Genomic DNA, 14,141 nt, shown 5'->3' with positions numbered 1-14,141 from the left:
GTGAATCCCTCACATTTGAGGGAAGATATTGGATATTATTACGATTATGAATTTGTTTTTGCTGGTTTTGCTGATTGCAGCTACCGCCTTTTTCGTTGCAGCAGAATTTGCGGTTGTTAAGATCCGCATGTCAAGAATCGATCAATTAATTGCAGAAGGCAGTAAAAAAGCGGTTGTTGCCAAAAAGGTGGCACATGATCTTGACTATTATTTGTCAGCCTGTCAGCTTGGAATTACAGTGACGGCTCTTGGTCTAGGTGCACTTGGTAAGCCCGCAGTTGAAGGACTTTTATATCCTGTCTTTGATTTGCTGAATGTTTCAGAATCGACTGCTTCCATTGCTTCTTATGCAATTGCTTTTCTTTTGGTAACATTCCTGCACGTTGTTGTCGGTGAAATGGCTCCTAAGACACTTGCCATTCAATTCTCAGAAAAAGCGACCATGCTCCTGTCTGCACCACTGTATTGGTTTGGAAAAGTAATGTATCCCTTTATTTGGGCATTAAACGGCACTTCCCGTGTCCTTTTAAGTGCATTTGGAGTGAAGCCGGCCGGTCATGAGCAGGCCTATTCGGAAGAAGAGCTGAAAATCATCATGGCTCAAAGCTTCCAGGGCGCGGGGAGCTAGATGAGACAGAGCTTGAATATATGGAGAATGTCTTTTCTTTTGATGAGCGAGTTGCAAAGGACATTATGGTTCCAAGAACTGATATTGTCGTTCTTGATAAAGACATGCAGCGAGCTGAAATTATTGAAATTCTAGATGAGCACAACTACTCAAGATATCCTGTAGTAGAGAATAACGACAAGGATAGAGTTGTCGGGATGGTCAATGTGAAGAAAATGCTGAACCATCTTGCAGCCGGCAGAGATCATCAGCTTCAGCAGTGCGTCCGCGATATTCCGATTGTAATGGAAGGAACGAAGATTCAGGATGTGCTTTTGAAAATGCAGCAGGAACGGGTACACATGGCACTTGTCATTGATGAGTACGGCGGAACCTCAGGGATCCTGACTATGGAGGATGTGCTTGAGGAAATTGTCGGTGAAATCCGTGATGAGTTTGACGAAGATGAAATGGCGGATATGATCCAGACAAATGAAAGTACGTATGTCATTAACGGAAGAGTTCTTCTCGTGGAACTGGAAGACCGTTTCGGGCTAGTTTTCAATGATGTTGAGGATATTGACACGATTGGCGGATGGATCCAGCATCAGAAACTTGAAACCGTTCAGGAAGGCGATCAGATTAAACAGGACGATCATCTGTGGACCGTTCTTAAAATGGAGAACTTCCAGATTAAGCAGGTTGAGTTGCAGCAATATGCGCTTCGCGATCAGCAGGACAGAAGCGATATGTTGGAGGTGAACCCCTCACGCGGGGGAACAAATTGGACGGAATAATTGTATTAAACCTATTTTTAGTTGCCGTATTTATCGGATTAACGGCGTTTTTCGTCGGTGCTGAGTTTGCTATTCTCAAAGTGAGAATGTCAAGAATTGACCAGCTGATTGCAGAAGGAAATAAAAAAGCGATTTTGGCAAAAAAGGTTGCGCAGGACTTAGACTATTACCTGTCAGCCTGCCAGCTTGGAATTACGATTACAGCACTTGTACTTGGAGCTTTGGGAGAACCGACTGTAGAAAGAATGCTGCACCCGGTTTTTGAAAGGTTTGATGTGCCTGAAGCCGTTTCAACAGTGCTTTCATATGCCATTGCATTATCTCTTGTTACTTTTTTGCACGTTGTTCTGGGGGAGCTCGCTCCAAAGACGCTTGCGATTCAGTTCGCGGAAAAAATGACCTTGCTGCTTGCCCCTGGCCTATACTGGTTCGGTAAAGTAATGAACCCTTTTATAAGCATTCTCAACGGTGCAGCGCAGTTTCTTCTCCGCATACTGGGTGTTAAGCCGTCCGGGCATGATACTGTGCATTCGGAAGAAGAGCTGAAAATGATTGTGACACAAAGCTATGAAAGCGGAGAAATCAATCAGACCGAACTTGCTTATTTAAAGAACATTTTTGCTTTTGATGAGCGGTTTTTAAAAGACGTGATGATTCCGGCAGCGAAAATTGCTGTGGTTAATCCGAATGAGCAGTTGCCGGGACTTGTTCAATTGCATGACAAACATGATTATACCCGTTATCCGGTGGCGGAAAATGGAAACATGGACCGGATTACAGGATTTGTCAACACGAAAGAAATCCTAACAAGTGCAGCTGCCGGAAGAGAAGTAAAGCTCGAGGATTACATTCACGAAATGCCACGCTTTTCAGAGCATGCTCTGTTAAAAGAAGTTCTGCTAAAAATGCAGGAAACACATGTGCACATGGCGATTGTAACAAATAAGCAGGGGAAAACTGCCGGCCTTGTCACCATGGAAGATATCCTTGAGGAAATTGTCGGGGAGATTCGCGATGAACACAAGGGTGGACTGCCTGCAACATAATTAAAATGCCTGTACCATTAGCGGTACAGGCATTTTTTGTGCAATCATATTAAATGGATGAATGACCTTCTGCTGCTTCAAGCAGCAAGTCGGCAATGTGAACGGCTCTCACTTTATCAGACAGCCCTTCACGCTCGATGCCGAGTTTCATTTGGAGCAGGCAACCGGGGTTGGCGGTAACGATGGTTACTGCACCGGTTGCTTTGGCGTTCTTCATTTTAGTGTCCAGAATCTGCATGGACATCTCCGATTCTACGATGTTGTAGATGCCCGCAGATCCGCAGCAGCTGTCCGCGTTTTTCATTTCGCGGTAGTCAATGTTGGCGATGGCCTTAAGCAGCCTGCGCGGTTCGCTTGATGTTTTCATGACATTCCGCAAGTGGCATGAATCCTGATAGGTGACCACCTGATGCGGGAGCTTCAGTTTCATTTTGTGAAATTCAAGTTCTGCCAGAATGCTTGTAAAGTCCTTCAGTTTGCCGGAAAAGTCTTTTGCGCGTTCTGACCATTCTGCGTCGTCTTTCAGCAGGTGGTCATAGTCGATTAAAAAGGCTCCGCAGCCTCCTGCATTTGTGATGATGTAGTCAACTTGAAGGTCTTCAAAGGCTTTGATATTCCGCTTTGCAAGGTCTTTGGCCGAGTCTTTTTCTCCGCTGTGGCCATGCAGGGCCCCGCAGCAGGCCTGATTTTCCGGGATGACAATTTCACAGCCCGAGAGCTGGAGAAGCTTCATGGTGGCGTCATTTGTTTTCATAAACATTGTGTCCATGAGACAGCCTGAGAAAAAGGCGACGCGCTTTCGTTTTTCCGGTTTGGCAGGAAGGTACGTTGGCCGGTTTTTCATTTCTTTTCGTGTTGGAATTTCCGGGAGCACTTTTTCCATTGAAGACAGACTGTCGGGCAGGATTTTCATCATTCCGGTAGAGCGAACGGCTTTCTGCAAACCTGAACGCTGATAAAATCCGATTAATCCAGTTAACGTACGCATGCGATCCTGATGAGGGAAAAGGCCGTCAAATACGGCTTTGCGGACTGTCCGCACAGGCAGCGAGTGTTTTTTATTCTGGTTAATGATGTCTCGCGCCTCTTCAAGCAAGTGCCCGTAATTGACACCTGAAGGACAGACCGGCTCGCATGCTCTGCACCCGAGACACATGTTCAATGATTTTTCAACGTCTTCATCAGGCTCGATCAGGCCATCCACTACTGCTTTCATCAGGGCAATCCGTCCTCTTGGGGAATGGGATTCCTGAAAGCCGGACTCGATATAGGTCGGACAGCTCGGCAGACAGAATCCGCAGCGCATGCAGTTCAGAAGCTCATCCTCATCCATCCGCTCCTGAAACTGCTGCTGGATCGTTTCGCGCTCTTTTACCGTTGTCATTTTGAAACCACCACCCGTTTTCTTGAGTCTTTTGCAAACATTTTTCCCGGGTTCATAATGTTATTTGGATCAAAGGAGTGTTTAATGGCTTTCATCGCGGCAATTCCTTCTTTTCCGGCCTTCAGTTCAAGGTAAGGAGCTTTCATGACCCCGACTCCGTGTTCTCCTGTGATTGTCCCGCCGAGTTCAATGGCTTTGATGAAAATTTCTTCAAACGCTTTTTCCACACGTTCAATTTCTTCATGATTCCTTACATCGGTTAAGCAGGTAGGATGGAGGTTACCGTCACCTGCATGACCGAATGTGCAGATGTTCAGATTGTATTTTTTAGCAATTTCACTTGTGGCCACGACCATTTTGGCGATTTCCGAGCGGGGGACGGTTGCATCCTCAAGAATCGTTGTCGGCTTCAGCCGTGCAAGAGCGGATAGGGCAGATCGGCGGGCTGTCCGGAGTCCGTCTGCTTCTTCGTCTGATTCCGCGACTCTTACGGATACCGCATGTTCTTCTTCGCAAATGGCAGCCATTTTCAGCATATCCCTCTTCACAATATCAATGGGACCGTCCTGCTCAATTAAAAGGACGGCTTTTACGTCAGTAGGCAGTCCGATTTTCGCAAAGTCTTCCACAACTTTTAAAGTGGGCTGATCAAGGAATTCAAGCGTTGTCGGAATGATTTTATTTGCGATGATTTTGGAAACGGATTTTGCGGCCGCTTCCAAATCCTGATAGAGGGCGAGCATCGTCATTTTATCCTCAGGCATCGGAATGAGCTTGAGAATGGCTTTTGTGACAATGCCAAGCGTTCCTTCCGATCCGACGAAAAGACGTGTCAAGTCATAGCCCGCGACATCCTTCGCAAGCTTTCCGCCAGTTTTGATGATGTCGCCGTTTGCGAGGACGATTTCGAGTCCCATGACATAATCACGTGTTACGCCATACTTGAGACCGCGCAGGCCTCCGGAGTTTTCATTGATATTTCCGCCGATAGTCGAGATTTTCATCGAGCTTGGGTCTGGGGGATAGAACAGGCCCTTTTCCTCGACGGCATGGATAAGATCCAGGGTAATGACACCGGGCTCTACAGTAGCCGTAAGGTTTTCTTCGTCGATCTCAAGAATCCGGTTCATATGTTTAAAAAGCAGGACAATTCCGCCTTCGGTCGGGCACGTTCCCGCACAAAGGTTGGTTCCTGAGCCCCTCGGGACAATGGGAATGCTGTGTTCATTGCAAAGTTTAACGATTTCCGCCGTTTCCTGAGTATTTCTTGGAGCAATCACAGCGTCTGGAAGGGATTGAAACTGGGGGGTGGCATCGTAGGAATAGACGAGTCGGCCTGCTTTGGAATCATCGTAGTTTTCTGCTCCGGCAATAGCCTGAAGCCTAGTTTTTATCTGTTCGGGTATCATAAAACAGTCCTCCTCTATAAATGAACGAATAAGTACCTTTATCATAAAAAAGAGAAAGAGGATTAACTATGTTTAATCCTCCAAATATTTGCGGCTTTTTTATTCTTTTTTTGGCTGTTCATCTAAAAAGAGAAGAGCGAGATATAAGATTGTCATGTCATGTGTATGGCGGGGATTCAATCCTGTAAGTTCCTCGATCCGTTTCATCCTGTAGTGAAGGGTATTGATGTGAATATGAAGAACGTCGGCTGCAGCCTTGAAGGATTGATTTTGCCGTATGAATGTTTGAAGTGTATCGATAAGTTCTCTCTCACGTTCCATTGAATGGATTGTTCTTCTGACAAAGTCTTTTTTTGTTTCCTTTTTAATATCTTTGAGAAGCATTTCCAGGCGCAGGTCATCATCAAACACAATCTCTTTTGTTTTTTTCGCTGTGTTTAAAGCACGGTCTGCCTGCTGAAACGAGAGGTGAACATGCTGAGGGGATGCAGGCTGTCCTATTCCGATTGACAAATCGAGCCCGTACCGGTTTTTGAGGTAATCACGGATTTGTCCGGCGAAATGGTGTATCCGCTCTTTTTTCTTAATTCCCGAAAGGAGAATGACGAACCGGTCGTTTCCCCATCGGACAAAGACATCAGCTGTTTCACGTGTGAAAGTCTGCATAAGATCATTCAAAGTTTGTTGGCTGATCAGTCCTTCTATTTCGCTTGAGCAGTGACCGATAAGAACCTGTCTTTCCAGCGTCAGATCGACCCCGAGCAATTCCGCCTGGCTGATAAATTCCTCTGTCCAGTCTGACTTTTGAACCCAGTCAAAGACGAAAGCTTCAAGTGCACGCGCACGCCACTCAACCTGCTCGGAATAGTAGCGTTCATTCATCAAAAGCTCCGTCATTCTTCTCAGGATTTCCCCGTATGATGATACTCGTTCGGGATCACCTGTAATGCCGATGACACCGGCAATCTGATGCTGGAAAAAGACAGGAAGATTGATGCCTGCTTTCACACCTTTGAGTGTTTTTTGATCTTCTTCCGTTATCACCCGCATGATTTTTTCCTGTATACAGATGAGCGCACCCTCATGAAAAGTACCGACTCTGCTTTTATCCGTGCTGGCAATGATTGTACCGGTCGTATCGGCAACGATTAATTCCTCATGAATAAGATGATTCATTTCTGAAATGATGCTTTCTGCGAGTGCGGGTTTGATCATATTGAATCCTCCGGATCTGTTTGTATCCAGTTTAGCATGTAACATGAGCTTAATGAAATTCCTTATGGCCGGAAGGAACGGAAAAGGAAGGCAAGAATAGATTGTCTGCCTGGAGAAGAATGTGCTAGTTCTCATTCATTCGAGTTGGTTCGTAGTCTATGCCATATTTTTCAGTAAGCTTTTCCATCCCTTCATGATACTTTTTTATGGCAGACTGATAGTCAAGGCCAAGACGGTTGGACTGTTCCAATAACTGTTCGTCCTGTTTTTCCAGTGCTTCTTTTTCAAGCATCAGGGCTTTCTGATAAATCTTTAAGGCATCGGTCATGATCCTCAGCTGCTGATCAAGCTCATCTGATTTGGGATCCAGAGCTTCTGCATCATCTACTGCCTGATTAAAAATTGGTATGACTTGCTGAACAAGTACGTCATACAGCTCCTGATCGTTTCGGTAATTCTCTCCGGATACCGATCCAAGGATCTGATTTGCTTTCACTTCATTAGCAGAGATGTTTGCTACATCTTCATTAATGACGCTTAGAATCTCTTCCTGTGTTTTTTTCTCCTGCGGTGCGGCAGTGCAGCCGGCTGTAAAAAAGAGCAGGCAAAAGCTTGCGAAAATAATTTTCTTCATAAAAGGGGAATTCCTTTCATTTTTTATTGTTTTTCTCCTTGTATTCCTGGAGATGTCCACTTCAATTTAATACCATAATCACAGAGTTCATAAACGTTTCTATTCCTGTCATAGAACCTAACAGCTGAAAAATCTGAAAAATTCAAAAAAAAGTTGACACACAGAGACATTTTCCTTTTAATTAAAGATGTAAACGCTTTATGAAAACGTTTGCGCAATGGTCTCAAATGTTTGAATAAAAGTTAAAACGGGGGTTGGGAAATGGAAAGATGGGGAAAAAACGCACTGATTTTTGTTTTATTGCTTGGCATGATATTCCCGGCGCTGCAGCTGCCTGAATCAGCTGCTGCCGAAACGGATCCGGATCTGCCTGAGAACACAGTGCGGATTCACTACGTAAAAGATGATAAGAACTACAAGGATCTCGGCTTGTGGCTTTGGGAAGACGTGGAGGAAGCACCGAAGGAATGGCCGAAAGATGCTCTGCCGTTTACGGATGAACAGTCTGATGAACACGGCCGTTACATAGATGTGAAAGTGAAGGAAGGCGCAAAGAAGCTCGGATTTCTCGTTGTAAACCGGGTCACGGGCGAGAAAACCGGCAGCGATAAAGTGTTTACGATGCTTGAAGATTATAATCATCTTTGGATTAAAAATGCAGATGATACAGTGTACACATCATCCCAGTGGGAAAATCCAGTGGCGATTATAAGCGCTGAAATCACGTCAAGCCAAAAACTGCTTCTTGGTTTAACAAGAACGGAAGGATTAATGGAGGAAGAGCTGCTCTCTTCCATAAAAGTAAAAGATGAAACCGGGGGTGAAGTGACGGTTCAAAGCGCTAAAATCACGTCTCCTTCAACGGTTGAAGTAACCGTTGGCAGTGAGCTGAGCGGCGATGCCTATACGGTTACATACGGAACAAAGACCGTGACGGCCACAAGAGGCTGGAGAATGATTGATGAGCTTTATTCCTATGAAGGCGATGACCTTGGAGCAGCTTACAGCGGCGGGAATGCTGTTTTGAAGCTCTGGGCACCTAAAGCTAGCAAAGTGACAGCTGTATTTTACGATAAAAACGATGCATCTAAAGAAATCGGCAAACTCGATTTAACGATGGGGGACAAAGGAGTCTGGTCTGTTGAAGCAAAACCGGGCGACCTTGGAATCAGTGACCTAAAAGGATATTACTATCAGTACGAGGTGACTAACGGAGGGGAAACAAAGAAAGTTCTTGATCCGTACGCAAAATCAATGGCGCCTTTTACGGTCAACACGAAAGGTGAAGCAGGACCTGACGGGGATCTTGTTGGTAAAGCGGCCATCGTAGACCTTGCAGGCACAGATCCTGAGGGACTTGATTTTGCAAAGATTGACGGCTATGAAAAGAAAGAAGATGCCGTCATCTGGGAAATTCATGTCAGAGATTTCACATCTGATCCTTCCATTGAAGGCGATTTGACGTCAGAGTGGGGAACGTACGATGCGTTTAAAGACAAGCTTGAGTACATTAAATCACTTGGTGTAACGCACGTTCAGCTTCTCCCTGTGATGGCCTGGTACTACGGCGATGAAACGAACATGAGACAGAGAGAAATGGAATATTCTGCAGCAAATAACGAGTACAACTGGGGCTATGACCCTCACAGCTATTTTTCACCGGACGGAGCTTATTCAAAAAATGCGGCAGATCCGGAGCTTAGAATTAAAGAGCTGAAAGGCTTAATTGATGCTGTTCATGATGCAGGCATGGGTGTTGTCCTCGATGTTGTTTACACGCACATGGCCAAAGCAAGCATGCTGAATGACATTGTTCCGAATTACTACGCGTTTCAGGATGCAAACGGCAATTTCATCGGCGGGTTTGGCAATAACCTTGCGACAAACCATTACATGGCTGAAAAATTGATGATTGATTCTGTTAAATACTGGTTTGAAGAGTATAAGATTGACGGCATGCGTTTTGACATGATGGGGGATGCCACTTATGATTCCATCCAAAATGCGTACAATGCAGCTGCCGATATCAATAAGGATGCCCTTTTCATCGGAGAAGGCTGGAGAACATTCGGAGGACAGCTTTCAGATCCTGCGCTTGCAGGCAAGGGAGCAGATCAGGACTGGATGAACAAAACAAATGATGTCGGCGTTTTCTCTGATGAGATCCGAAACGAGCTGAAGTCCGGATTCGGTTCTGAAGGTGAACCGCGATTCCTTACAGGCGGCGCGAGAAGCATTGACCTCATATTGAAAAACATCAAAGGCCAGCCAACGAATACACCGGCTGACGATCCCGGCGACATGGTGCAATATATTGAAGCGCATGACAATCTTCCATTGTATGATGTTATCGCTCAATCCATCAAAAAAGATCCTGCGGTTCCTGAGAACAACCAGGAAATCCATGACAGAATCCGTCTTGGAAACGCGATGATCCTCACTTCACAGGGAACAGCCTTCCTTCATGCAGGACAGGAATATGGACGGACAAAACAGTGGCTTGGCGAGGGAATGCCTGAACAGAAGTTCCATGAACTCAAGGATGAGACAGGAAAATCTTTCGGCTACTTCATTCATGATTCCTATGACTCGTCTGATGCCATTAACAAATTTGACTGGACTAAAGCAACAGATGCGGGTGCGTATCCGATTAACAGTACAACTCGCGAATACACAGCAGGTCTTATTGAACTTAGAAAATCAACTGACGCCTTCAGACTCGGCAGCAAAGACCTCGTTGATTCTAACGTAACGATGATTGAAGCTCCCGAGATACAGGCATCTGATTTGATGATCGGATACAAAGCTGTCTCTTCGGACAAAAAAGAAGAGTACTCTGTGTTTGTCAATGCAGACTCAAAAGAAAGAACCCTGACGCTTTCTGAAGATCTTCGGAAAGGAACCGTTGTCGCGGATAACGACGAGGCAGGAGCAGAAAAGGTTAAGACAGAATCAGGCTTTAAGCTGAAAAAAGATTCAATCACAATCGAACCTCTGACTGCGGTTGTTATTAAAGTAAGCGATGAAAAGACAAATGGCCCTAAAGATCCGGCACCGCCTGCTCCAAAGCCAAACAAGCCGGAAAAGCCTGAAGTGAAACCGGCTGAACCAAAAAAGAACGAACCAAAAAAGCCTTCCGCTTCAGAGAAATCGGAAGATGAGCAGGAAGCAGCAGTTCCAGCCAAGTCAGATAATCAATCAGGCGGAAGCTCACTGCCGGCGACTGCGACCAATCATTATCTGCTGATACTGATCGGAGCTGCAGCGGTTGCTGCGGGAGCAGGATCCTATTTCCTTATTCGCAGAAAAGCAACCATAGCGTGATAAAAGACCAGACGGAAGTTCCGTCTGGTTTTATTTTTTGCTGTTTTCCTGATCAATTGTACCTTCGTAGTAATCATCACTGACCTGTTCGTGCGTCTCTGCAAGGCCTTTTTCAAGCTGGGATTTTCCTTCATAGTCAGAAACCTCAAACTGTCTTCCTGCAAGCTCTTCTGATGGCTGCTTTTTCATATTTGACACCTCCGCATCGTTCGTTCGATATTAGATTGCTCCAGGATGGGGCAAACCATTCACAGCACATAATTCATCACCAAAAGGAAACACTAATACAGTCATTTTAAAAAGCATTTTGCAGCGTATATTCTGATATGAGGTGCGGCTATGGCTGAACAATGTAAGAAGGTAAGTATTTGGTGCTTAATCAGCATGGCTTCCATCCCTTTGGTCATGACCCTTGGAAATTCCATGCTGATCCCCGTTTTGCCGGTTTTTGAAAAAGAGGTGGGCATTACCTCTTTTCAGTCCAGTATGGTTATCACAAGCTATTCCATCGCTTCCATCATCCTCATTCCGATTGCAGGGTATCTTTCAGACCGGGCAGGAAGAAAAGCAGTAATCATACCAAGCTTGATCATTGCCATGATTGGAGGGCTTATTGCCGGGTTTGCCTCCTGGAAACTGCCGGATCCCTATCTGCTGATCATTGTCGGCAGGGTTCTGCAGGGCATAGGGGCAGCGGGTGCGTCGCCAATCATCTTGCCGCTTGTCGGTGACTTGTATAAAAATGATGACGAAAAGACAAGCTCATGTCTTGGAATTATTGAAACATCAAATACATTCGGCAAAGTGCTGAGTCCAATCATCGGTTCATTTTTTGCATCAATTCTGTGGTTTGTTCCATTTTTTTCAATCTCTTTTTTCAGCCTGATTTCCATTGTTTTGGTCTTTTTTTTCGTGAAGGTGCCGAAAAAGACAGAAACACCGCCTGCTTTCAGCGAGTTCCTGTCAAAAACGAGAAAAACGTTTAAAAAAGAAGGGAAATGGCTGTATCTGGTTTTTATGCTCGGTGCTTTTATCATGCTTATTCTGTTTTCCATCTTGTACTTTTTGTCCGATTATCTGGAAAAGGAGTACGGTGTGACTGGCATTAAAAAAGGATTTATGCTGGCTATCCCGCTGCTTGTCCTTTGCATCTCAGCGTATGTTACAGGGAAAACGATTAAAGGAAATGTGAAAGTGATGAGAACGATCACGATGCTCTGCCTCGTCATTTTATCGATTAGTACGGCATTTGTTGGCTTTGTGAAGGATGAATGGTTTTTGCTGTTTCTCGTGACCAGCATCGCCGGCCTCGCGATTGGCGCCATGCTGCCAACCCTGGATGCGATGGTTACAGAAAACATCGAAAAAGAAGAGAGGGGAACGATTTCTTCTTTTTACAGCTCAGCAAGGTTTATAGGAGTAGCAGCCGGCCCGCCGATCATGACGGCTGTTATGAAAAATTACTTAACGATTTCCTTTATCGCAGCAGGCTGTGCAGGCATTCTGCTTTTGATCTTTGTTTTTAAAAACTTTAAAGCAAAACCCAAACCGCTGAAACCGAAATTTTTCTAAAAAGCATTCTGAAAAGGATGCTTTTTTTCGTGAAAAAAAAAGGCAGGCCAAAACATATTATAACGGGTTCAGATATGGCGCCACTACATCGAATGCCGCCACGACGAGCATCCATCTCTGATAAAAGTGGTGCCACTAAGGCGAATGATTCCTGCAAATGGGAATCTATTTTAGTCCTTTAACATAACAAAACCGAACTAGCTGCTATACCCTAGTCCGGTTTTTTTTATGGCTGAAACAGTGATGTCCCAGCCTCATATTAACGAATCAAAAGAAAAAGCATCAACTGATGAAACTTTCCCCCGCCACCATGCCGGATTGGCCGGCTGCGTATGCTGATATTTTGCATTTCTCAGGTGGATATAAGCAGGAGGTTCTTGTTCGTCTGCTTTTTTATCACCCTGCTCTTGTTTTTGTTTCACATATTCATCTTTTAAATCTTCAAACCGCTTTCCGATAATGCGTGACATTGTGTCATCGCGGAGATCATGAGCGGATTCTGTAATTCCGTCGTAATAAGCCCTGGAACCGATTAATACCCCCGAAACCAGTGTGCCCTGTACATTCAGTGTGACATTCATTTCAATCCCGTCATTCTCTGCAAGCGAGAGGAACATCAGCAGGACTGCATCCTCGGTTGTTGCCTGCTCTTTTTTGGCATTTGCCATGTTTCGCACCTTCCTTAAAAATATTTAGGCGTTGTCTTTTTCACTTTCCATTTTTTCTTCATAAACAGACAGACGATTGCTATGATCATCACAAAAAGCAGGCTTACATAAAATCCCGGTCTTACTTCATGATCAAGCAGGGTTCCGCTGACAGCAAACACAATCAGCACAAGGCCGGTCCAGGAGGCAATCTTCATGAGAACGGATTGTTTCAGCAGCTTAAGCGACGAGATCACAATGAAGAACCAGTTGTATAAAAGCAGAATGCCTGCTGCCGTTGTAATATACTCATAAATTTTCCCGGGCAATAGCAGTGCCGTAATAATAGAAGCAATCAGACCGATGACGGCAAGTCCAAGAGAAGGCAGCGGCAGGTCTTTTAATTTCCTGCTCTTTTTGGAAAAAAAGGCCGGTGCGTCGCCATCGTCTGCCAAAATGACAAGAAGGTTGGTTACGCCGAACAAAGATGCCGTCATCGCAGAAAAGCCTGCAATAATAATGGCCCCGTTAAAAACATGAGGGAAAAAGGGCAGATTGTAAGCTGAAAGGGCAGTGACAAAAGGACTTTCATTTTCGTGAAACACATCTGCAGAAACGATGAGAACGGCAAGCGCAAGAGATGCAACATAAACAGCCGCAAGACAGATCAGCATCACTGTTCCGGATTTTGGTGCATCTTCTTTCTTTTTCAGCTGCATGGCCATAAGTCCAATGACTTCAATTCCTCCATATGCATAAAATGCGTAGGTGAGGGAGGCCCAAAAACCTGAAAGTCCTCCAGTGAAAAGCGGGGGAAGTCCACTTCGGACCACTGGTTCCTTTGAACTTGACAGCATTCCAGCGAGCGCCGCAACGGCAAGCACAATGAACATGAGGATGGCCGCAAACTTAATCACGGCAAACAGATTTTCCGTCTTATCAAACCCTTTTGTTCCGGTCAGCACGACAAGGATGGACAATATGGCATAACCGGTGGCAAAGAGCCACAGCGGGACATGCGGAAACCAGAACTGCGAAAGAATCGAGAGGGCCGTGAGCTGACTGCCCATAATCAGAATGTTTGAAGCCCAGTAATTCCAGCCGCAGCTGAAGGCCGCCCACTTGCCGAACGCTTTTCCTGCATAGTAGCAGAAACTGCCTGTCTGTGGATCGGCTGCTGTCATTTTTGCAAGTACGTTAAAGACGATATATGTACCGAGTGCTGCCAAAAGAAACGAAAGGACAATCGATGGCCCGGTGATTTTAACTCCGATGCCGGATCCAAGGAAATACCCTGTGCCGATCGTGCAGCCGATGCCGATCAGGGATAATTGCCACCATGCAAGATCACCTTTAGCCGGGCTTTTGTTTTTGCCTGCTGGTGTACAGCTGCTCATACAATCCCTCCTATACAGTGGTATTGTTCGAATATGGGGGGGCAATTATGTATGAGGTGAAAAAACAGGAGGGGGCAATTTTAAACAATCATACATACCATAGTGTCGT

9 protein-coding genes and 2 pseudogenes are annotated in these 14,141 nt (G+C 45.3%); 4 read left to right on the top strand and 7 right to left on the bottom strand.

Annotated elements, in window-relative coordinates; translation table 11 throughout:
• Nucleotides 1–28: 28 nt before the first annotated feature.
• Nucleotides 29–1,404, top strand: a pseudogene (locus RKD52_RS15390) (hemolysin family protein).
• A complete protein-coding gene (locus RKD52_RS15385) occupies nucleotides 1,392–2,450 on the top strand; it encodes a hemolysin family protein (RefSeq protein ID WP_454100377.1) in 1,059 nt (352 codons plus the stop codon). Before RKD52_RS15390 ends, RKD52_RS15385 begins: the two are co-directional and overlap by 13 nt.
• Nucleotides 2,451–2,499: 49 nt before the next feature.
• On the opposite strand, the gene RKD52_RS15380 is transcribed toward RKD52_RS15385, so the two are convergent.
• From RKD52_RS15380 to RKD52_RS15365, 4 genes are all read right to left on the bottom strand, one after another.
• Complete coding sequence (locus RKD52_RS15380; protein WP_454100376.1) at nucleotides 2,500–3,834, bottom strand: (Fe-S)-binding protein; 1,335 nt, start codon at nucleotides 3,832–3,834, stop codon at nucleotides 2,500–2,502.
• Nucleotides 3,831–5,243: a glycolate oxidase subunit GlcD gene (gene glcD, locus RKD52_RS15375; protein ID WP_454100375.1), complete on the bottom strand. Its 1,413-nt coding sequence runs from the start codon at nucleotides 5,241–5,243 to the stop codon at nucleotides 3,831–3,833. The genes RKD52_RS15380 and glcD overlap by 4 nt, the downstream gene beginning before the upstream one ends.
• 99 nt (nucleotides 5,244–5,342) lie before the next feature.
• Nucleotides 5,343–6,458, bottom strand: a complete 1,116-nt coding sequence (locus RKD52_RS15370; RefSeq protein ID WP_454100374.1) for a CdaR family transcriptional regulator — start codon at nucleotides 6,456–6,458, stop codon at nucleotides 5,343–5,345.
• A 124-nt stretch (nucleotides 6,459–6,582) separates the two neighbouring features.
• Entirely contained in the window at nucleotides 6,583–7,092 is a 510-nt protein-coding gene (locus RKD52_RS15365; RefSeq protein ID WP_454100373.1) for a hypothetical protein, read from the bottom strand.
• A 261-nt stretch (nucleotides 7,093–7,353) separates the two neighbouring features.
• Between RKD52_RS15365 and RKD52_RS15360 the strand changes: the two genes are divergently transcribed.
• Nucleotides 7,354–10,416 (top strand): pullulanase, encoded by a 3,063-nt coding sequence (locus RKD52_RS15360; RefSeq protein WP_454100372.1) that lies wholly within the window; start codon nucleotides 7,354–7,356, stop codon nucleotides 10,414–10,416.
• Between the two features lie 30 nt (nucleotides 10,417–10,446).
• Here the strand turns inward: RKD52_RS15360 and RKD52_RS15355 are convergent.
• A pseudogene (locus RKD52_RS15355) lies at nucleotides 10,447–10,617 on the bottom strand (DUF4025 domain-containing protein); the annotation flags it as partial.
• Nucleotides 10,618–10,755: 138 nt separating this feature from the next.
• On the opposite strand from RKD52_RS15355, the gene RKD52_RS15350 reads away from it, so the two are divergent.
• Nucleotides 10,756–11,988 carry an MFS transporter gene (locus RKD52_RS15350; RefSeq protein WP_454100371.1) on the top strand — a complete coding sequence of 411 codons (1,233 nt, stop codon included), beginning with the start codon at nucleotides 10,756–10,758 and terminating at the stop codon, nucleotides 11,986–11,988.
• A gap of 254 nt (nucleotides 11,989–12,242) precedes the next feature.
• On the opposite strand, the gene RKD52_RS15345 is transcribed toward RKD52_RS15350, so the two are convergent.
• Nucleotides 12,243–12,656 carry a hypothetical protein gene (locus RKD52_RS15345; protein ID WP_454100370.1) on the bottom strand — a complete coding sequence of 138 codons (414 nt, stop codon included), beginning with the start codon at nucleotides 12,654–12,656 and terminating at the stop codon, nucleotides 12,243–12,245.
• Nucleotides 12,657–12,670: 14 nt separating this feature from the next.
• Nucleotides 12,671–14,032, bottom strand: coding sequence for an amino acid permease (locus RKD52_RS15340; protein WP_454100369.1), 1,362 nt, complete (start codon nucleotides 14,030–14,032; stop codon nucleotides 12,671–12,673).
• Nucleotides 14,033–14,141: the final 109 nt, after the last annotated feature.

This window comes from Metabacillus sp. SLBN-84, from assembly GCF_053629595.1.
This window is presented reverse-complemented; position numbering and strand designations above follow the sequence as displayed.

Excerpts from the sequence above, each read along its gene's own strand:
- RKD52_RS15340 (WP_454100369.1), bottom strand. The coding sequence starts at position 14,032 with ATGAGCAGCTGTACACCAGCAGGCAAAAACAAAAGCCCGGCTAAAGGT.
- RKD52_RS15345 (WP_454100370.1), bottom strand. The coding sequence starts at position 12,656 with ATGGCAAATGCCAAAAAAGAGCAGGCAACAACCGAGGATGCAGTCCTG.
- glcD (WP_454100375.1), bottom strand. The coding sequence starts at position 5,243 with ATGATACCCGAACAGATAAAAACTAGGCTTCAGGCTATTGCCGGAGCA.
- RKD52_RS15360 (WP_454100372.1), top strand. The coding sequence starts at position 7,354 with ATGGAAAGATGGGGAAAAAACGCACTGATTTTTGTTTTATTGCTTGGC.
- RKD52_RS15380 (WP_454100376.1), bottom strand. The coding sequence starts at position 3,834 with ATGACAACGGTAAAAGAGCGCGAAACGATCCAGCAGCAGTTTCAGGAG.
- RKD52_RS15365 (WP_454100373.1), bottom strand. The coding sequence starts at position 7,092 with ATGAAGAAAATTATTTTCGCAAGCTTTTGCCTGCTCTTTTTTACAGCC.
- RKD52_RS15370 (WP_454100374.1), bottom strand. The coding sequence starts at position 6,458 with ATGATCAAACCCGCACTCGCAGAAAGCATCATTTCAGAAATGAATCAT.
- RKD52_RS15350 (WP_454100371.1), top strand. The coding sequence starts at position 10,756 with ATGGCTGAACAATGTAAGAAGGTAAGTATTTGGTGCTTAATCAGCATG.